We start from the raw sequence: 18,308 nt of genomic DNA, 5'->3' as shown, positions 1-18,308 counted from the left end.
GAAAACTACAAAGTAAAAGGGAGCTGTAGATGGCTGGCGTTTTTCCTGTTCAAGGATTTGGATTTCTCTCCAACTACAATGGTGCATTCGTCGCCGGTTCCGCGCTCGCCGCCATGCAGGCGATCGCGGGTACGAATGCAAATTCGATCGAGCTCGCTCCGCGGCTCTTTATGCAAACCAGGACGTCGAATGACGTCGTCGCCGATCCCAACAAGACCGAGAGCGACGCCAATATTCTGCAGGCCATTGCAAATGCGCAGGCGCTCGGCCTTTCGGTCACGCTGAAGCCCATGGTCTCGGCCCTCGACGGCTCGCTTGCATACGTGCTCAATCCGGGCGATCCCGCTGCTTTCTTTGCTTCCTACAAGAACCAAATGGTTCACATGGCGGAGCTCGCCGAACAAGCAAGCGTCGGCATGTTTGTGATCGGCAATGAGCTGGGCAAACTATCCGGACCCCAATATCGAAGCTACTGGGTCGACCTCATCGATTCCGTACGCGCCGTATTCCAGGGCGAGATCACCTATGCGGCCGCGACCGACGAAGCCATCAACGTCAGCTTTTGGGACAAGGTCGATGTCATCGGAATCAATGCTTATCCGCCGCTGACGACGAAAACGGACCCGACCGTCGAGGAGATGGTCAATGCGTGGAACACCATGTCCGCCGACGACTACTGGGCGAAGGTGATGAACCACATGTCGCCGGTCGATTTCTTCCATTCCCTTGCCTTGCAGTACGGCAAGCAGGTGTTCTTCACCGAAACCGGCTACCGCAGTGTCGACGGAACCAATATCAGTCCGGGCGGCTGGGCCGAGAGCACGACGCAGGATGTCCAGGAGCAATACGATGCCTTCAATGCCTTCTTTCAGGTGTGGGGATCGGAAGGCGGAAGCTGGTTCAGGGGCGCGTCGATCTGGAACTGGGATACGAACAACAAGTATTCCCCGATCGGCTATTCACCCTCAGGCAAGCCTGCACAGGGGTTGATTACCGAATGGTACGGAGGTCAGCACCAGCCGCCCGGCCAAACCCTAACGGGCTCTCCCTCCGCCGATTTGATAGATATCGGCGGCGGCAATGACGTGCTGTCGGGCGGGGTCGGCAACGACACGATCAAGTCAGACGGGGGCGACGACACCATTACCGGCGGCCCCGATACAATTCCGAAACTCACGGAGACATCAGTCACGGTGACGGGCTACAGCTCCGTCGTCGACGGCGTCGGCGCCAAGATGCAGCTCCTGATCAACGGGCAGCAGATCGGCAGCACGGTCGAATTCCGCGGCGCGACCGATCCTTCGGGTTTCCAGACTTTTACATTCACATTCGCCAACCCAGCTACCGTCTCCAGCCTCGATCTCGCTTTCATCAACGATATCGCCAACGCCAATGGCGACCGCAACCTTTATATCAAGGACATCACCGTCAACGGCGAGCATCTTGCCGTGTCGGAAGGCGTCAATCCGAGTTCGCCGGGAACATGGAACCTCTACCAGAACAAGTCCATCCACTATGACATGACCGGCCATCAGGACCTGTTCTTCGGTTCGTCGACGGACAATGACAGCCTCGACGGAGGAATAGGTAAGGACGTGATCAACGGCGGCGCCGGGACGGACACGATCCAGGGCGGCGCGGGCAACGACACCATCAATGGTGGTCCCGGTGCGGATGTGATCCGCGGCGGGGCAGACGACGACACCATCAACAGCGGCGCCGGCATCACCACGGCGACCGATCAGCTCTATGGCGACGACGGCAACGACGTCATCAAGGCCAGCACCGGCGATACTGGCGCCCTGCTCGACGGCGGCAGCGGCGGAGACCAGCTCTATGGCGGCTGGGTAGCCAATGTCCTGAATGGCGGTGACGGCAATGATTATCTCTCCGGCGGCGGCGGACTGGATACGATGCACGGCAACGCTGGCGACGACCAGCTCAAAGGCGGCCCGGCGGCAACCCAAATGTTTGGAGACGACGGCAACGACAGCTTGCAGGGCGGCACGGGCAGCGAGTTCCTGTACGGTGGCAGCGGCAATGACCGGCTGATCGGCGCTGGCGGAAACGATTATCTGGCCGGCGGCACCGGCAACGATACGTTCGTGTTCGCCCCCGGCCTCGGCAAGGACACCGTCGCCGATTTCCAGAACACAGATGGCGTGCAGGATATCATTCAGTTCAGCAAAACCGTGTTTGCCGACTTCAGCGCGCTCCAATCGCACATGGCCGAGGTTGGCACCAGCGTCGTGATCACGGTCGACGCCAACAATGCGATCGAGATTCAGGACAAGACTTTGAGCCAACTCCACGCCGGCGATTTTCTGTTCGTGTGAGGCTTATCGGGATGGTCCTGACGCCGGTCCAGCATCGATGGAGTGCTCGATGATGACGGAGAACCCTCCGTCGTCATTGCGAGCGAAGCGAAGCAATCCATATCGCGGCATAACGGAAGATGGATTGCTTCGTCGCTTTGCTCCTCGCAATGACGTGCGGTTGGTGGCTACGACGCCAGCTTCAGCCGTTCCAGCGCTTCCTGCAGCTTTGCCTTGCGTGCCACCGCCGCCTCGCGCTTTTCCTTTTCCTCTTCGACGATCTCCTCGGGCGCATTGGCCACGAATTTCTCGTTGCCGAGCTTGGCGTCGACGCGCTTGATGTCGGCGTCGGCCTTGACGATTTCCTTGTCGAGCCGGGCCTTTTCGGCCGACAGATCGATCACGCCCTTGAGCGGCAGAGCGACAACCTCGCCACGCACGAGCAACTGAACGGCGCCTTCCGGTGGGCGGTCAGCAAACGTGATCTCGGCCAGCCGCGCCAGCCGCTTGACGATGTCGTTCCAGCGCTGCGCGCGCTCCTTTGTCTCCTCGGACGCACCCGACAGCACCAAAGGGATCAACGTGGCCGGCGGGATGTTCATTTCCGAACGTACCGAACGGATGGCGGTGACGAGATCGACCACCCAGCCGATTTCGGCCTCGGCGGCCGGATCGCTGAAATCGCCGGCATCGAGCGCGACCATGGCCGGCGCAATCACTGGATCGCCGGGCCCTGCCATCGCCATCGCGGCGATCTGCTCGGCAGTAACCGAACTGACCTTGCGCGGCCATTCCGCCAACACCAGCATGCCGTCGCGCTTGGCCGTGACCGCCCAGAGCTCCTCGGTGATGAAGGGCATGAACGGGTGCAGCAATTTGAGAATCTCGTCGCGCGCCCAGGCGATCATGGCGCGGGTCTCGGTTTTCGCCGCGCCCTCCTCGCCCATCAGCAGCGGTTTTGCGAGTTCGAGATACCAGTCGCAATAGACGTTCCAGACGAAACGATAGATCGCATTCGCAGCATCGTTAAAGCGATAGCCCTCGATCGCCTCGGTCACCTCACGCGTGGCGCGCGAGGTTTCATGCGCGATCCAGCGGTTCAGCGTCTCCCTGGCATTCACAGGATCGAAGCCGTCCGGCTTCTCGCAGCCGTTCATTTCGGCAAAGCGGCAGGCGTTCCAGAGCTTGGTCGCGAAATTGCGATTGGTTTCGACCAGTTGCGGCGACAGCTTGATGTCGTGGTTGTGAGCCGCCCCGCGCGCCAGCGCAAAGCGCAGCGCGTCCGCGCCAAAATCGTCGATCACGCCTAAGGGGTCGATGACGTTGCCTTTCGACTTCGACATCTTCGCGCCCTTTTCGTCGCGAACCAGGCGGTGGATGTAGACGGTCGAGAACGGCGCGTCCTTCATGAAGTGCAGGCCCATCATCATCATCCGGGCGACCCAGAAGAAGATGATGTCCCATCCGGTAACGAGCACGTTGGTCGGGTAATAGCGCTTCACTGCCGCCGTTTCGTCGGGCCAGCCGAGCGTCGAGAACGGCCATAGCCCTGATGAGAACCAGGTGTCGAGCACGTCCTCGTCACGCGTGATGAAGCCCTCTCGCTTGGCGGGATCCAGCGCCATCTCGCGGCCCTGCTCCGGCGTGATGACTTCCTGCTCGACGTAGTAGCCGAGTGCGTTGCCAACGGCTTCGTCTTCGGTCTCGGCGACAAACACCTTGCCGTCGGGCCCGTACCATGCCGGGATCTGGTGGCCCCACCAAAGCTGGCGCGAGATGCACCAGGGCTGGATGTTTTCCATCCATTCGAAATAGGTCTTTTCCCAGTTCTTCGGCACGAAGCTGGTCGCGCCCGAGCGCACGGCCGCGATCGCCGGCTGCGCCATTGTCTTGGCGTCGACATACCACTGGTCGGTCAGATAGGGCTCGATCACCACGCCGGAGCGGTCGCCATGCGGCACCATGTGCGTGTTCGGTTCGATCTTTTCCAGGAAGCCGAAATCTTCCAGCCGCGCCACGATCTTCTTGCGCGCGGCAAAGCGATCGACATTGTGCAGCTCTTCCGCGAGCATCAGCGCGCCTTCCGGCAAGCTTCGCAGATAATCCTCATTGTCGACGAGGGCCAAGCAGCCCTCGCGATCGAACACGTTGATCTGCGGCAGGCCGTGACGCTTGCCGACCTCGAAGTCGTTGAAATCGTGCGCCGGCGTGATCTTGACCGCGCCTGAGCCCTTTTCGGGATCGGCGTAGTGGTCGCCGATGATGGGGATGCGGCGGCCGACCAGCGGCAGAATCACATGCTGCCCGATCAGATGCCCGATCCGCTCGTTCTCCGGATGCACGGCAACCGCGGTGTCGCCCAGCATCGTTTCGGGACGCGTGGTCGCGACCACGATAAAGGTCGTGGGATCGTCGGGACTAAATGTCTTGCCCCCGATCGGATAGCGCAGATACCAGAGACTTCCCTTGACCTCGACCTGCTGCACCTCGAGATCGGAGATCGCGGTGAGCAGTTTCGGGTCCCAGTTCACCAGCCGCTTGTCTTTGTAGATCAGGCCGTCGCGGTACAACTCGACGAACACCTTCACGACCGCGCGCGACAGCCCCTCGTCCATCGTAAAACGTTCGCGCGACCAGTCGCAGGAGGCGCCGAGGCGCTTCAACTGGTTGACGATGGTGTCGCCGCTCTCCGCCTTCCACTGCCAGACCCGCTCGAGGAATTTGGCGCGGCCGAGGTCGCGGCGGCCCGGCTCCTGCCGTTCCATCAATTGCCGCTCGACCACCATCTGGGTCGCGATGCCGGCATGGTCGGTGCCCGGCTGCCACAGCACGTCGCGGCCGCGCATGCGCTCGAAGCGGCAGAGAATGTCCTGCAGCGTATTGTTCAGCGCGTGGCCCATATGCAGCGAGCCCGTCACGTTGGGCGGCGGGATCACGATGGTGAACGGCGCGGCATCTTTCCGTTCCGGGCGGCCGGCCTTGAACGCGCCGCTTTCCTCCCAGATCCGGGACATGCGGCTTTCGATATCGGCGGGCTGGTAGTTTTTCTCGATCATGGCACTGCAATTGGGGATGTAGAGGGCGTTCTTGAGCAAATCCGTCGCCGGTCCGCTCATAGAATGTGAATCAAATCAACGTGGTAGCGCCCGGTTCTGATGTGATAGGCGCCGGGCCGCCCCTAGAAAGCCGCCACAGCGCCTCAAGTCAACCTGACAACTCAAGTCCGGCGGCAGCGGGGAGCCGCGGTAACGCCGGTTTGAAGGTGCGGATGGGGTCCGCGATCGACGCCGCCGAGGCTGCCTCGATGTAGTCTTGATGCAATCTTGGGACTAGCGCCCGCGCGAAACCCGCTCGATTTCGGCCTTGACGATCCGCTCCACCAATCCCGGCAGATTGTCATCGAGCCAGGACTTTAGCATCGGCCGCAGCATTTCCTTGACCAGATCTTCCAGCGTCCGCGCGTTATTGCTCAGCACGGTATTGGCCAGCGAATTGAAGGCGGATTCGACCGCGGAGACGGTCGAGCGCGACAAGATCGGCTGCTGCGGTGCTTCGAACGGCGGCGGCTCGTGGCCTGGCTGCCGCCCCCTGTGGGACTCGCTGAACTCGATGTCGTCCTCCGGCTCGATCTTGTTGAAGGAGGCTTTCGGTGGCGCCGGATCCGGCAGCGCCATCTCGTCGGTGAGCTCGAACACGTCGGCTTCCGGCTGCGGCGCCGGCCTGATATCGGCCTCGGGCGTTGCCGCATCGAGGCTCGCCAGCATCGCGTCGATGTCGTCCTGGCTGTTGCTGGCGACCGGTTCAGGCGCGGGTGCAGGCGGCGGGGCCGGCGCAGGCTTCGGAGCAGCCGGCTTGGGGGCAATGGCCGACGGCGGGATGTCCTTCATCACCGGTTTCGGTGGCGGCGCCGCAGCGGCCTCCGGCTTGGCAGCGGCAGGCTTTGCCTCGTCGTCGGCAATGATGCGACGGATCGACGCCAGAATCTCCTCCATCGAGGGCTCTTGGACCTTTGCAGGTTGCGTCATCTCCGACTCCACATCGAAACCATTTTACACCAAAGCCAAGAGGGAATTGCCGGTTCCGGAAATGCAGGCCGGGATTTTCACCGCACAAGCCTGACTTGTCCCCAGATCAAGCCCGCCCGCAGCATCGCTGCGGGAGGTCTGCTCCCCTCAAAAACGCAACCCGACGCGCGTCCATGAGATGCAAAGACGCGGGCCACGAATCGCTCAGCTCGCCCCGGAAACGGTACGTCATGGCCACAATTGATTGCAAGCAAAGCGCCCGGCGCATCAGGCGCCGGGCGACGATTTCATCCCGACTGTGCGGAAATGTACTCGGAGATCAGCGGCCGTCGGGCGTACGAACGCCGGCCCAGCTATCGCGCACCTGATGATAGTGCACGCTCGGATCGTAGATCGTGGTGGGCAGGTTCAGCACCTGCGGCGTCAGCCGTCCGATCTTGTCCAGCACCGAGTATGACGCAACCACGCGATCGTGTTGCGCGGTGACGAGCGCGACGCGCGCATTCACCAGCGCCTGCTGCGCGTTAAGCACGTCGAGCGTGGTGCGCTGTCCGGCCTTGGCTTCCTCGCGCACGCCGTTCAGCGCGATTTCCGACGCCTGCACCTGCGCCTGGGCGGAGGCGACCTGCGCCTTGCCGGCGACGAGCTGCCCCCATGCCGTGACCACGTTGGCGCGGGTCTGGTCGCGAGTCTGATCGAGCACGAGACGCTGTTGCGCCGCCGTTTCCTTGGACTGGCGGATCAGCGAATATTCACCGCCGCCCTGATAGATCGGGACCGAGAGCTGCGTGGTGACCGATGCGCCGAACGAGCGGTACTGGATCAGGCTCTGCTCCCAGGACTGCTGCACCGCGGCCTGCAGTGTGACCGTCGGCAACAGCGCGCCTTCGGCCACCTTGACCTGGAGGTAGCTGACATCGATGCCGAACATCGCCGCGGTGACGTTCGGGTTCTGCGTCAGCCCGAGCTCGACGGCCGCCGGCAGCGTCGACGGCAGGAAGCGGTCGACCGGCGAGCCCGGCGCCAGCGCTTGCGGCTCGTTGCCGATGATGCGGCGGAAGTTCGAGCGCGTCGTCGTCAGATTGGCTTCGGCGGTCAGGAGTTGCGTCTTACCGGCGGCGAGCTGCGCCTCCGACTGCGCCACGTCGGTGCGCGTGACTTCGCCGACATTGAAGCGGTCGCGCGTCTGTTTCAGCGTCTGCTCCAACACGCGAACGTTGCTCTTCTGCACCTCGACGATCGCCGAATCGCGCAGATAGTCCATGTAGATCGTGGCACCGCTGAGCAGGACCGCTGATTCGAGTGCCCGCAGCGCTTCGCGCGCGCCGGAAACCTGGCCTTCCGCCGCTCTGGTCCTGTTCGCGGTCTGCTGGCCGTTGAAGAGCGTCTGCGTGACGGTCCCGCCGATGCTGCGCGGCGGATTGGCGCCGACAATAGGGGTTCTCACGATCTGGGTGGGGGTGCCGCCCTGCGTACTGAGCGTATCCGTATATTGGTAGCCCGCGCTCGCGGTGACCGAAACCCTGGGACGATAGCCCGACAGCGCTTGCGGCACGTTCTCGTCGGTGATGCGCACCTGCGCGCGCTGCGCGTTGAGCTGCGGATTGTTCTGATAGGCGCGCACCAGCGCTGCCTCGATCGTGTCGGCCAAGACGGGCGTCGGGCCCATGCACACTAATAGAAGGGCCGAAGCCGCGGCCCCGGCAAATGCCTTCACCCCACGCATCCCAAGCATTCCAATCATTTTTGAACGCCCGGCCCATGAACATGATCGCACACGATCATTAACCGAACGTCGCTTCACTTGAAGTGAGTCCCGGCTCACCTTATTCCGCAGGTAGCCTGGACGGAACACCCCCGCAAGCAAACCGCCGACGAAACTCTTCACGTGGGGCAATCGGGCCACACTTCTGATTTCGAACAGGATTTAGCTGGCCGCAACGGGCGATTATTGGGCGTGGAAAGGGCTGAAAGGCTAGAAAACGAAGGCCGGAACTAGTTCCATGCCGGGCAGCACCGGGGCAACGGCATCGAACAGCGTCCGGTGACCGAAATCGCCGTGCGAACAGGTCACCATGGTGGCCCGCGCGGGCAGCGACTTCGCAAAAACACCCACCAATCGGCCACCATTCTGCAATTGCCCGTAGAGCCGCTCCGGTACGATCTCGGTTGCGCCGTTCAGCACGATGACATCATAAGGTGCGTTCGCCGGGTCTCCATCGGCCGGCGCCGCGGCCCGAACGGTCACGTTTCCACAGCCATTGGCGGCCAGAATCGCCTGTGCCCTCGCCGCCAGCGCCGAATCGCTCTCCGTCGCGGTCACTTGGGCCGCGAATCGAGCGATCACGGCTGCGGCGTAGCCAGTGGCGCAGCCGACCACGAGGACGCGATCGGTCGCCCTGATCTCGGCCGCCTGCAGCATCTTGGCCAGCACTGCCGGCTTGATCAGGAAGCGCTTGGCCGAGCCCCCTTCGCTGACGTCGAGATCGAGATCCAGGTAGGCCAGCGCCTGCTTGTTTTCGGGAACGAAGGCCTCGCGCGGCACCGCCAGCATGGCATCGAGAATTCGGATATCGGTCACGTCGCTCGGACGCACCTGACCATCGACCATTTTCTGGCGCGCGGTCGCAAAACCGGACATAGGCGAAGACCCTGAAAGCATGCGGCGTTGCCGCCGGGGGAGCTGAAACCGGGCCATCTTTGGTACAAGCTCCGGCAAAACGCAACATGCGGGCGCCTGTTGCGAGCCACCGCCGCCGGGAAAAGCCGCTGCTGTCGCCTACTCTATCGGGACGGCTAATCGGGCGATCAGCCGCGCCACCTCATCCAGATGCCCGTCATCATGTTCTTCAACGGCTTGCGCGAGCCGAACCAGGCATTCGTCGTCGCTCATGGTGGGAATGTCGCTCGGAACGATCGGAGGTGCCGCACGTGTCAGTTCGGTCACTTTGGCTGGCATCGAATCAGCTCCCGTGAAACCCGGCACCACAGAGGCTCTGGGCCGATTGAGTCGAATTGGCGGCCCCGATCCAGGGCCCCTATAGATGACGCAATTGCCCTGCGCCCGGTTCCGCCAGCCGTCTACCCGGAGGACGAAAGCGGTAACAAACCGTTGTAGTGCGGTGACTTTCCGGTCCGGCGTCAAGCAAATGCGCAGCCTGTGATTTGGTCCTTTGCAAGCCCGAGAGGCTTTGTTATACGCTGCCCGCTCGCGAACCTTTGTTTCGCCTATTCCTCGGTAGCTCAGCGGTAGAGCATTCGACTGTTAATCGAATGGTCGCTGGTTCGAATCCAGCCCGGGGAGCCAAATGAATTCAGATAGTTAGTCCAGATGTAAATGGCGCCGAAAGGCGCTCTTTTAGTATCGGGGCCACACTGGGGGCCACTTAGGCATGGTGTGAATAATCGAGATAGTGCGAGAACAACCTCGCCGCGCGCATCTGGCCCGTGCCACGCTCAGAACGGCGCGGCTAGACGAATATCTATCACTAGTCCGCATGCCGGGCTCGGGGCCAGTCGAGAGCGCCCGACAAGAAGCCGGCGATGACGCCGGGCCAAAGTCTAGTGGCAATCAAAGCCTATCGGCTTCGATGCCCTCCGATCTGGGACGGCTGAGATGATCGCCGCGCAACGGGCGTGCGAGGTAGGTCTGGAAACTCTGACGAATGGTAGTCTCTTTCTTCCGGCGTGGTGATGTGAATGTCGTAGCACCCAGTTTGCGACATTTCGCGAGCCTTCTTCAGCGCAGCCTCAGGGGTCTTCCTGCGATGCAGGATTTCACCCTCCTTGCACCTTGCCTTTATCGAGAAACTCATTTCTTCTTTTTCTTGTTCTTTTTGTTCTTCTTCATAACTTCGGCCTGAGCTCTGAAGGCCTGGGCCAAAGATTTCATTTGATCAGCCACAAACTCGTCAGCCGCGTTCGCCGCTGCGCGCGTTCTCCGGTGACCGCCAGCTGACGGATTGCTTTGGTCATCTTCACAAAAGCTTAATTGCCAACCTTGCGCGGGGTTCCAAGCGGCAATGGAACCCTTGCGGTTCGGGGCTCTGCCGCGCCCTACGGTTCTATCGGGCCTCAACGGCTGGCGTATCTTTCGATCTCTGCATTCCAATGAATGGCGGCGTTCTTCGCTTCCGCAAACTGATTGTTGATTAGAAACGTGCCCACCTCGTGGAGGTAACCGGCAAAGTGCTCGCCATCGTCACTTAACCGCATGACCTCCGGCGGAGGAGCGGCTAGCCCAGCGCCCTGCGCCCGATTTAATAAGGCTTGCAGGTCCGTCATGCGGTCACTTATGCACGTCGGCCACCGTTGGTTGATCTGGCCAGCCCGGTCCACAATGAAGCCTGAAAATTCCCTCAGATCGTATCCCAGCAGTGCAAGCTCCGCTTCCCTTTCGGCACTTCTGCTGCGAAATAACGCATCAGCCCAAAGGCCGATCGCCAATCCGATCAGGAAAGTCAAAGCTGGATAGAAGAACCAGTGTTCCGTGACTGCAGCAGCTTTGGCGAGCGCCCACTGGAGACCCTTTGTGGGGTCGTCGAGATACCCAATTCGGTCTCCCCATTTTTCAATAGCCTTGGCAACCAATATACCGACGCCAAGAGACCCCAGGATCCATAGGCTTGCCTTCCTTGCCCCAGATCGCCAATTCATCGGACACTCCGCTGCACCGAAGTTAGCTGAACGCCGATAGGTGGCAAGCCAGCCTAAACAGACCGGCGCGAAAAAGCCGCCGCTGGAGGACAGCGACGGCTCTACGCATTACTACCCGCGAGGATGTCTCGCCGCGATTAATCAGATGCTATTCCCGCGAAGTTAACGAACCCCGGTTCGAGAGGACTACACGCTGTACAGATCACTTGAGGATGAACTCTTGCTAAAGCCAAAGAAGGTCGATCCGAGCCAAGAGCGTAGCTCTCTAACGCGCAACCTACATCAGGATTTGGAGCCGGAGCCGCCCGTGTCGACGAGGCTCATCGAAGCGGGGAAACCGTTCAACGAAGTTGACATACGGCCCGCGCACGCCGGAACGTTTGAGCTCGCAGAGAGTCGTAGAGGCGTCGATCCCGCTTTTGCTGTTGGATCGAACATGGAAAAAGCGGCCGCCTATGCGATCTCGGCCTTCATCGTCGGCTTCGGTCTTTGGATCCTTATTGCCGGCCTAAGCTCCAGTGCACCCGCATTGTGGATTTGCGCTGGTCTCATCCCCATAGTGATCGGGCTCATCAGTGCTTTCGGCCCAACCTAAAATCCATCCCCTTTCGGGGCGCTTCGGCGCGTGGATAGCGGGGAGATGTCCCCCTGCACATTTCGGACATAGTCCCGCTCAACCTATAGTGGCCGCCGGATGCTCCCTCCAGAGTGCACAGCGATGAGCCACGGTACCAATCGATGGACGTCTGATGAATACGAAATCGTACGCCGCTATTCCGTGGCGGAGGCGATCAAGCTCTTACCTCACCGCACGGAAGCCGCGATCAGAACTGCTCGAAGAAATGCAGGAGCCGGTGCACCGCGCCGACCTTGGTCCAAGAGTGACGATCGAAAGCTTCTAAAATACGCTCATGAACCAGTGTCGATCGTTGCGCGCAGGTTTAAAGACCGCACCTGGTCTGCTGTGAAAAAAAGCGCTATCTGTTGTCGGGCTTTCGAGCGCCACCGGTCGCTTGGGAGACCACCGACGTGGCCCGACTCAAATTACTGTGGCCGACCGGCAAGCGCGCAGTCGATATGCCGGCACGCTGAAGCTGGAGGATCTCCTTACGCTGCCTTCCGACCTGAACGCGCATGCGCTCTATTTCGGAACTGACGTGATCTAGGCCCATAGCTCTCCTTCGATACTCTCTGGATTGTTCGAAAAAGACCTTCGGCCCGGCGCCCGAGCTGGTCGTAGAGCCGGAGCCGCCTGAACAGGGTGTCGATTTCACGATCGGTCGTCATTTGGCGATAGTACAAAACAAGAACAAGATGACAAGCCGCTACCGATAGTCTTGGATAAGATGGAACACCCAAGATCATTGCCCGAGTAGATTTATTGCCTTGGTCCGCCTCGTTTGAGGATCCAATACCGCTTCCCGATGGTCGGCGGCTCCTCACGTTGAAGGATGCCGCTACCTACATGCCGCTACCTACATCATGAATCTGCCGAAGGCCGAGCACTCAGCGCCGGAATGGCAGGCGGCGATGGAGGCGCTAATCTTGGTTGCGGAGAGCGGCGGGCCGACGATGCTGGCCCGTATCGGCGTCATGCGGGCGTTAAATCGTCACGTCGAGCGGGTCTTCAACGCCGATCGCAAAAGTCATCACTGGGGCAGGCGCAAACTGAAGAGAGACCAATGACCGTCTTTGTCTACATCGACACCAGCAAGCAGGTTGGCGATCCCGAGCACATCAAGGTGTTCGCCACAGGCTGCTGCTTTCCAATTCCAACTAGCGGAGAGCGAAATGGCTGAAAGGATCGATGTTGAGGTTACCGGCAAATCGCAGTTTGAAGTCGCCCACGAAATGGCGAGGTTCATTCTCATCAATATGGAAGGGCGTCAGGTGAAAAGCATAAAGCGGCATGAGTTCTTGCATTTGGTAGCTGACTGCATCGAGGCCTTGCGGGGCATCAAGGTCAAGGAGATTATCAGCTAAAGAGTGAGGCTGGCACTCCTTGGGCTGAATGCAGAAGGAGGCTCTGATGCGCATTCTGGCCTTGGCGATTTTAACGATCGGGATGGTCTCTCCGGCGACTGCCCAGATGTACGATCCGGCTTATCCAGTTTGCCTGCGCCTGTACGACCGGACCATCTATTACGAATGCAGCTACACGTCGCTGCCCCAATGCAACGCGTCGGCATCGGGCCGATCGGCACAGTGCGTTATCAATCCATATTTCGCGAGTTCGCAAGAGCCCGCGGGCTATCGGCGGCATCGCCGGGTCAACTAAAGTGAACCGCATTGGCCGCAGAACCGCTTATGCGATGCTGGTGACTTTGGTGCGGGCGATCGTCTGGCAAATCCTAGGATCGCTTTAGGAGCCATCGCCAGGGGGATGTGATTGAATCGCGCTTAGTTAAGGCGCGTACCATGAATACCCCGGATCAAGACATCGTACTGCGGGCTATGGAGGATGCCAGGCGCATCCTCGGGGAATACATCGCACCCTGGCCCGCGCGACGCCACGGCAACGGTGCACCGGCTAAGGTGCCACGCCAAGGGAGTCCCAGCCCGGTTCGGCCGGTCCCGGAGGTCCGTGCAGGGTCCTGGGGTTCTTGAAGTGGCTCCCCCGCCTTGTCCATCTCCCCGCTTGGGACTTCACCCGAGTAGCCCGGCCTTCCTGCCCCGAACACGAGCGCCCCGGCGCCGGCACATCGATGCCGTCCAGGATCGCCAGCGAGGGCACGGAGAGCGACATAACGTGACTCAATTCGATTATGGTGGCCCTACTGGCTCGAGCCGTACTTCAGAGTACCTAAAGCCAGGAGTAACAGTGGGCGTTTCGTAATTTGGTTGTTGGCCGTTGGTGTAGACAGTTGTGAAAGTCGCCGAAGCTCGGCCCAGTGTCGCGGTGTAGTTTATATCAACTGAGGTGTTCACGCCGGCGACTCCATTGTGAAAGCGCAAGATCGTGTCCAAGCCGAAGTAGTTGTAGGAAGTCCGGGCAGTGACTTCGGGGATAGCTGACTGAATAGCGGCCAGACTCAGGCCGAATGAAGTGCCTGTTACTTCGCCGGGGTACAACAGATCTGTTGGACCATAGATTTTAAGACCTACCCTCACCGTAGCGGGGCCGGGACCCGGCAGGTTGTTATTTCCGATTACAGCCGAAACCTGCAGCAGTAATGGGTTGAATGGCACGGTGCCCACGTTCGCGATTCCGCCACCTTGGTAATGGTCTCCTCCGTTGGGGGGCAATACGGAATTGTGATCCATCCTGGCTGGAAAGATGAGGGCAAATTGTACGGTGTTGCCCCACGGCAAGAGATTCCGCACCAGCCAGTACAGCCGTGTCAAGTAAGCGGAACCGAAGAAATTCCAGAGATGCCAGCGCTTTAGCATGGCCGCACCTTTTTCGGGGCCGCGATCTTACCGGACCGCAAAAGTTAGCTTTAACCCTGTCATTCGGCAATTCCGCTGCGCGCGCGAGCGCTGATCCTCGTTGCGGAGAAACGCGGTCCAACGATGTTGGCCCGGATCGGCGTCATGCGGGCGTTGAACCGTCACGTCGAACGGGTCTTTGATCCCGATCGCAAGAGTCATCATTGGGGAAAGCGCAAGCTGAAGAGGGATCAATGACGACTGTCTGGATATACGTCGATACCAGCAAGGAAGTTGGCGACGTTGATCACGTCAAGGTCTTTGCGAGCCAAGATGTTGCCGAAGCCTGGTTTAAGGAGAACGATCCGGAAGACGTCGCGTTCGAGTATGAGCTCCTCGAATGAAAGAGGCCGCCAACTGAGGCGGCCTCATCACAATCGAAGTTATGGTCCATTACTTTTTACAATTCGCAGCAGAACAATATTTGGCGTCCTTGGCACGTGGTGTTCCGGCCCTAGAACAGGTCCCCGCTGGACACAGCACTCCCTTGTCGGTGCATACTCCTCCCGAACAGTTGCCCTTGCCGTCCATCCGACCTGCTGAAGCTGTAGTCATTGGAACCACAGAACTTAACAATACCAGCGATAATGCCACGATAAAAATTTTCATTCTTTCCTCCAAAAAAGCTCATTGCGAGCACGGGCCATAATGGCAGCAATCGCGCATTTGTTAACAGTCGATCTAGGACACTAGCAAAATCAGGATACCGGGGCCTGAATACGGACAGTACCAGCGCATGGGTGACGCGAGCGGCCCCGGCAATACGCAACGCTCCGGGGCCGCCGCACCTTGGAGAAACCCCCGGCTTGGGGATGTTGCCGGGGGTGTGCAGACTAGACCTCAATCGGACCGATCGTCTGTACGGCCGGTGACAAAGGGCCGTCCGCGTGAACCACCTGCCTGCGCCGCGAATGAAAGAGGCTGCCTGAGTTCGAGGCCTCTTCGCGAAGGCTCTGCGCACAAATCGAAGCGTCCGTAAGACTCCGGATGTGGCTCTCAAATTAGACGAATCCTGTTGAAGCTGCCGTCTCCCCTCTTCACAATGAAGTATTAGTATTAGTTAGTGAGGGGTTTTCTAAATGCCTTCTCTTCAGCCGCGCATTGATATTCAGCAACGAATTGACGCCTACTCCATCCTTCTGACGCAGCGCGCCGAATTGGAGTTCTTGCGCGAGTTGGTCAGGCAAGCGCAGGTAGCGGCTGCGCTCGATCGAAAGAAAAAAGAAACCCGCCTAGCGTGAGTAAGAGGGCGTCCTCAGTCCTCATGGCCTAAAGAGCCCGCGCCCCATCTTGGCGAGACACATGCCAATCCGCATGGTGTGTCTCGGGCGAGATTCCGCCCAAGCCCTTGGGCCGTTTAGCGACTCGCTGGATCGTGGCGATGGCCCTGCACTTCAGGCGCGTTGCTCCCGCGAAAGAGGAGCTGGAGATATGGAGCGCGAGCGAGCGCGGCTTCTCATTTGTGATTAGTCACGAGAGTACCACTGGTCCTGGACTTCACGGGCGGCCTGGCTTTGTCGCTTCCTGGCGCCCCATCAATCTCAACCGGCCTGCAATCAAGGTAGGCGGATCACCCTTTAAGACGTTTGCCGAAGCCGAGAAGGCCTGTGAGGCCATGCTGGCGCACCTGACCAAATAGCTTCGGATTCCCAGCCCGGTCCGGCCGGTCCGCCGGAGAAATAACACATGTGACCTCATCTATCGGACTGTCACGAAGCAGATGGAATAGGCTTGATAGGTTCGGTGTTGTACGGGACGTAACCGACGTTTGTGGCGTGCAAGGTGCAAACATGGAACAGTCAATCGGGGTACATATGCACCGCCTTGAGCAAGTCTCCAACGATCTTAAGAACCGAATGGCCGAAATTCAGAAGCTCAGGGAAACGGTAAGATCAGCGGAGGCTGCAACACGCGGTCAAGAGCTGCCCCATTTGGCGTCGTCAGATAGCCCTTCGGCAATGAGCTGGGTTTCTCACTGATCGGTCTTGGGGTTGCGAGACTTCGTCCCTTCGCCCGACGGTCGATTGAGTGTCTGCAGTCTACGCTCGATCTCGGCCTTCTTGGCCTTCAGTTTTTCGCTGAGGACATCTTGCATTAGTTCGCGGAGCTCAAACAGCTCATCGATCGTCATAGAATCCCACTGAGACTTCCAATCACTCACCAAGTCGTCCCCGCGATCATGAAAAGCAGTGTCGATGGATGTATGGGAGTTTTGGCAATACAGGGGTGAACGAGAGATTATGCACACCGCAGAACTACGGAGCTAACGCTTGGCACAAACTGCACATTCGTCAGAATCCACCGGCGTAAACCGGCGCATTTAAGAACGGAGAGTCACAAGGGCCGTTCCTGCTTGGCGCCCGGTCAGCTTCCCGGCTTGGCGCATTGGAATGGCGGCCCCATATTTAATTTCGGAAATTAATTACACCACACTCGACTACCCAACGCGAAGCCGCCCGTGATCCGGGCGGCTTTTGTTTGCCGGTATCGCCGGCGCCCTACCTCGCCGCAATCGCGGCAATGAACAGCGCGCAAGCCGCTGTCGATGCGACCGTCCGCACGTGGTTCCACCACGTCCAGTCCGTCAGGTAGCGCGCCCACAGGGATGCGGCCTCCTGGCTTCCAGGATCGGCCGCGGCAAGCGCGTTGTTCAGGGGCACGTTGAAGACCATCGTCACCACGAACATGCCGAGCACATAGAGCATGCCGCCGGCCAGCATCGCCATCGCGCCGGGCTCACTCCAGCGCAACAGCGCGGTCACCGCCAGCGCCGCACTCGCCGCCGTCGTTCCCAGGAAAATCGGCATGAACAGCGACTGCACGATCGTGACGTTAATTGCGTTCATCGCCGCGATGCCGGAGGCCTGTCCGATCCGGCCGAACGCCGTCATGATGAAGGTCGAGAATGCGAAGTAGAGGCCGGCGAGCAGACCGCAGCCGATGGCGCAAAACCACAGCAGACCGGCGATCAACATCTGCAGCATGATCATGCCCTCCAGACACCGGTTGCGGCGGTTCGGCGGGCATAATCGGAAAAGTCCCGCGCCGGACGCCCGAGTGCCTCCTCGACGCCGTGTGCGACGCCCGAATTGCGCCCGTCGAGCACGACGGTGAACAGTTCCAACATCAGTTCGATGACGTCGTCCGGCATATGGGGCCGCATGCCGGCCGCAAAATCTTTCGCCGCGATCTGCCGGTATCGGACCGGGCGGCCGGCGGCACCGGCGATCTCGGCGACCGCTTGCGCGAACGTCAGCGCGCGCGGTCCTGTCACCTCGTAGACCTTGCCGGCATGACGCCGATCCGTCAGCGCCGCGACCGCGACTTCGGCGATATCGTTGGCATCGACAAACGGTTCGGGCACCGCGCCGGCCGGCAACGCGATTTCGCCGGCGAGCACGCCTTCCCGCAGATAACCCTCGGAAAAATTCTGATCGAACCAGCTTGCGCGCACGATGGTCCAGGGAACGCCGGATTGCTGCAGCGCCGCCTCCGCCCGCTGCGCGCCCGGCTCGCCGCGCCCCGACAGCAATACGACGTGCTCGAGCCCATTGTCGCGCGCCAGCCGGCCCACTTCCGCGATCGCATCAGCGGCACCTTCGACCGCAAGGTCCGGCTGGTAGGTGACATAGGCCATCGAGACGCCGGCCAACGCGGCCGGCCACGTCTCGGGCCGGGTCCAGTCGAACGGGACAGGTGTCGAACGCGACACCGGCCGTGTCGGGATGCCGCGCGTCTGCAGCAGCGCATCGACCCGCGCGCCGGTCTTGCCCGCGCCGCCGACGATCAGGATCGGGAGTTCTGACATGGATCGCTCCTTTTGAAGGTAATGCGAGAATATCTCGTATTTGCTAAACCCGATAAACTCTCGTATTGATAACGT

The 18,308-nt window shown here is 60.3% G+C and carries 18 protein-coding genes and 1 tRNA gene; 9 read left to right on the top strand and 10 right to left on the bottom strand.

All coding sequences use genetic code 11. The annotated features are described in order from the left end of the window. Window positions 1-29: 29 nt before the first annotated feature. Complete coding sequence (locus V1290_RS00690) at window positions 30-2,336, top strand: glycoside hydrolase family 113 (RefSeq protein ID WP_334362513.1); 2,307 nt, start codon at window positions 30-32, stop codon at window positions 2,334-2,336. Window positions 2,337-2,503: 167 nt separating this feature from the next. Here V1290_RS00690 and V1290_RS00685 read toward each other — a convergent pair whose 3' ends face one another. From V1290_RS00685 to V1290_RS00665, 5 genes are all read right to left on the bottom strand, one after another. Beyond that, complete coding sequence (locus V1290_RS00685) at window positions 2,504-5,371, bottom strand: valine--tRNA ligase (RefSeq protein WP_334368896.1); 2,868 nt, start codon at window positions 5,369-5,371, stop codon at window positions 2,504-2,506. 273 nt (window positions 5,372-5,644) lie between these two features. Beyond that, window positions 5,645-6,340, bottom strand: a complete 696-nt coding sequence (locus V1290_RS00680) for a PopZ family protein (RefSeq protein WP_334362512.1) — start codon at window positions 6,338-6,340, stop codon at window positions 5,645-5,647. A 319-nt stretch (window positions 6,341-6,659) separates the two neighbouring features. After that, window positions 6,660-8,066, bottom strand: a complete 1,407-nt coding sequence (locus V1290_RS00675; RefSeq protein ID WP_334362511.1) for a TolC family outer membrane protein — start codon at window positions 8,064-8,066, stop codon at window positions 6,660-6,662. 249 nt (window positions 8,067-8,315) lie between these two features. Beyond that, window positions 8,316-8,981 (bottom strand): protein-L-isoaspartate O-methyltransferase family protein, encoded by a 666-nt coding sequence (locus V1290_RS00670; protein WP_334362510.1) that lies wholly within the window; start codon window positions 8,979-8,981, stop codon window positions 8,316-8,318. Between the two features lie 138 nt (window positions 8,982-9,119). Then, window positions 9,120-9,299, bottom strand: a complete 180-nt coding sequence (locus V1290_RS00665) for a hypothetical protein (protein WP_334362509.1) — start codon at window positions 9,297-9,299, stop codon at window positions 9,120-9,122. Window positions 9,300-9,572: 273 nt separating this feature from the next. On the opposite strand from V1290_RS00665, the gene V1290_RS00660 reads away from it, so the two are divergent. Beyond that, window positions 9,573-9,647 (top strand) — tRNA-Asn (locus V1290_RS00660). A 767-nt stretch (window positions 9,648-10,414) separates the two neighbouring features. Here the strand turns inward: V1290_RS00660 and V1290_RS00655 are convergent. Beyond that, window positions 10,415-10,996, bottom strand: a complete 582-nt coding sequence (locus tag V1290_RS00655; RefSeq protein ID WP_334362508.1) for a hypothetical protein — start codon at window positions 10,994-10,996, stop codon at window positions 10,415-10,417. 307 nt (window positions 10,997-11,303) lie between these two features. Here V1290_RS00655 and V1290_RS00650 point away from each other — a divergent pair, with 307 nt between their 5' ends. From V1290_RS00650 to V1290_RS00635, 4 genes are all read left to right on the top strand, one after another. Continuing rightward, window positions 11,304-11,591 (top strand): hypothetical protein, encoded by a 288-nt coding sequence (locus V1290_RS00650; protein WP_334362507.1) that lies wholly within the window; start codon window positions 11,304-11,306, stop codon window positions 11,589-11,591. 887 nt (window positions 11,592-12,478) lie between these two features. After that, entirely contained in the window at window positions 12,479-12,682 is a 204-nt protein-coding gene (locus V1290_RS00645) for a hypothetical protein (protein WP_334362506.1), read from the top strand. A gap of 105 nt (window positions 12,683-12,787) precedes the next feature. Then, window positions 12,788-12,979, top strand: coding sequence for a hypothetical protein (locus V1290_RS00640; protein ID WP_334362505.1), 192 nt, complete (start codon window positions 12,788-12,790; stop codon window positions 12,977-12,979). A gap of 46 nt (window positions 12,980-13,025) precedes the next feature. Continuing rightward, window positions 13,026-13,274, top strand: a complete 249-nt coding sequence (locus tag V1290_RS00635) for a DUF3551 domain-containing protein (protein WP_334362503.1) — start codon at window positions 13,026-13,028, stop codon at window positions 13,272-13,274. 485 nt (window positions 13,275-13,759) lie between these two features. Here the strand turns inward: V1290_RS00635 and V1290_RS00630 are convergent, their stop codons facing one another. Next, on the bottom strand, window positions 13,760-14,386 hold the full coding sequence (locus V1290_RS00630; RefSeq protein ID WP_334362502.1) for a hypothetical protein: 627 nt from the start codon (window positions 14,384-14,386) through the stop codon (window positions 13,760-13,762). A gap of 233 nt (window positions 14,387-14,619) precedes the next feature. On the opposite strand from V1290_RS00630, the gene V1290_RS00625 reads away from it, so the two are divergent. The 3 genes from V1290_RS00625 to V1290_RS00615 all read left to right on the top strand — a co-directional run bounded on the left by V1290_RS00625 (window position 14,620) and on the right by V1290_RS00615 (window position 16,064). Beyond that, window positions 14,620-14,769, top strand: coding sequence for a hypothetical protein (locus tag V1290_RS00625; protein WP_334362501.1), 150 nt, complete (start codon window positions 14,620-14,622; stop codon window positions 14,767-14,769). Between the two features lie 735 nt (window positions 14,770-15,504). Beyond that, the gene (locus tag V1290_RS00620; protein WP_334362500.1) at window positions 15,505-15,666 is read left to right on the top strand and encodes a hypothetical protein; all 162 of its coding nucleotides are present in this window, start codon (window positions 15,505-15,507) and stop codon (window positions 15,664-15,666) included. Between the two features lie 140 nt (window positions 15,667-15,806). Further along, window positions 15,807-16,064 (top strand): hypothetical protein, encoded by a 258-nt coding sequence (locus V1290_RS00615; RefSeq protein WP_334362499.1) that lies wholly within the window; start codon window positions 15,807-15,809, stop codon window positions 16,062-16,064. A gap of 333 nt (window positions 16,065-16,397) precedes the next feature. Here the strand turns inward: V1290_RS00615 and V1290_RS00610 are convergent, their stop codons facing one another. The 3 genes from V1290_RS00610 to V1290_RS00600 form a co-directional block, all read right to left on the bottom strand. After that, window positions 16,398-16,556, bottom strand: coding sequence for a hypothetical protein (locus tag V1290_RS00610; protein WP_334362497.1), 159 nt, complete (start codon window positions 16,554-16,556; stop codon window positions 16,398-16,400). Between the two features lie 367 nt (window positions 16,557-16,923). Beyond that, window positions 16,924-17,409, bottom strand: coding sequence for an anthrone oxygenase family protein (locus V1290_RS00605; RefSeq protein ID WP_334362496.1), 486 nt, complete (start codon window positions 17,407-17,409; stop codon window positions 16,924-16,926). Between the two features lie 2 nt (window positions 17,410-17,411). Then, on the bottom strand, window positions 17,412-18,233 hold the full coding sequence (locus tag V1290_RS00600) for an NmrA family NAD(P)-binding protein (protein WP_334362494.1): 822 nt from the start codon (window positions 18,231-18,233) through the stop codon (window positions 17,412-17,414). Between the last annotated feature and the right edge of the window lie 75 nt (window positions 18,234-18,308).

The sequence above is a fragment of the Bradyrhizobium sp. AZCC 1578 genome, assembly GCF_036924675.1.
Lineage (GTDB): Bacteria > Pseudomonadota > Alphaproteobacteria > Rhizobiales > Xanthobacteraceae > Bradyrhizobium.
Note: the sequence above shows the minus strand (reverse complement) of the source record. Positions and strands in the feature narration are given on the sequence as shown.

Coding starts and splice junctions, on each gene's coding strand:
- V1290_RS00690 (WP_334362513.1), top strand. CDS start 30: ATGGCTGGCGTTTTTCCTGTTCAAGGATTTGGATTTCTCTCCAACTAC.
- V1290_RS00685 (WP_334368896.1), bottom strand. CDS start 5,371: ATGATCGAGAAAAACTACCAGCCCGCCGATATCGAAAGCCGCATGTCC.
- V1290_RS00680 (WP_334362512.1), bottom strand. CDS start 6,340: ATGACGCAACCTGCAAAGGTCCAAGAGCCCTCGATGGAGGAGATTCTG.
- V1290_RS00675 (WP_334362511.1), bottom strand. CDS start 8,066: ATGCGTGGGGTGAAGGCATTTGCCGGGGCCGCGGCTTCGGCCCTTCTA.
- V1290_RS00670 (WP_334362510.1), bottom strand. CDS start 8,981: ATGTCCGGTTTTGCGACCGCGCGCCAGAAAATGGTCGATGGTCAGGTG.
- V1290_RS00665 (WP_334362509.1), bottom strand. CDS start 9,299: ATGCCAGCCAAAGTGACCGAACTGACACGTGCGGCACCTCCGATCGTT.
- V1290_RS00655 (WP_334362508.1), bottom strand. CDS start 10,996: ATGAATTGGCGATCTGGGGCAAGGAAGGCAAGCCTATGGATCCTGGGG.
- V1290_RS00645 (WP_334362506.1), top strand. CDS start 12,479: ATGAATCTGCCGAAGGCCGAGCACTCAGCGCCGGAATGGCAGGCGGCG.
- V1290_RS00640 (WP_334362505.1), top strand. CDS start 12,788: ATGGCTGAAAGGATCGATGTTGAGGTTACCGGCAAATCGCAGTTTGAA.
- V1290_RS00635 (WP_334362503.1), top strand. CDS start 13,026: ATGCGCATTCTGGCCTTGGCGATTTTAACGATCGGGATGGTCTCTCCG.
- V1290_RS00630 (WP_334362502.1), bottom strand. CDS start 14,386: ATGCTAAAGCGCTGGCATCTCTGGAATTTCTTCGGTTCCGCTTACTTG.
- V1290_RS00625 (WP_334362501.1), top strand. CDS start 14,620: ATGACGACTGTCTGGATATACGTCGATACCAGCAAGGAAGTTGGCGAC.
- V1290_RS00620 (WP_334362500.1), top strand. CDS start 15,505: ATGCCTTCTCTTCAGCCGCGCATTGATATTCAGCAACGAATTGACGCC.
- V1290_RS00615 (WP_334362499.1), top strand. CDS start 15,807: ATGGCCCTGCACTTCAGGCGCGTTGCTCCCGCGAAAGAGGAGCTGGAG.
- V1290_RS00610 (WP_334362497.1), bottom strand. CDS start 16,556: ATGACGATCGATGAGCTGTTTGAGCTCCGCGAACTAATGCAAGATGTC.
- V1290_RS00605 (WP_334362496.1), bottom strand. CDS start 17,409: ATGCTGCAGATGTTGATCGCCGGTCTGCTGTGGTTTTGCGCCATCGGC.
- V1290_RS00600 (WP_334362494.1), bottom strand. CDS start 18,233: ATGTCAGAACTCCCGATCCTGATCGTCGGCGGCGCGGGCAAGACCGGC.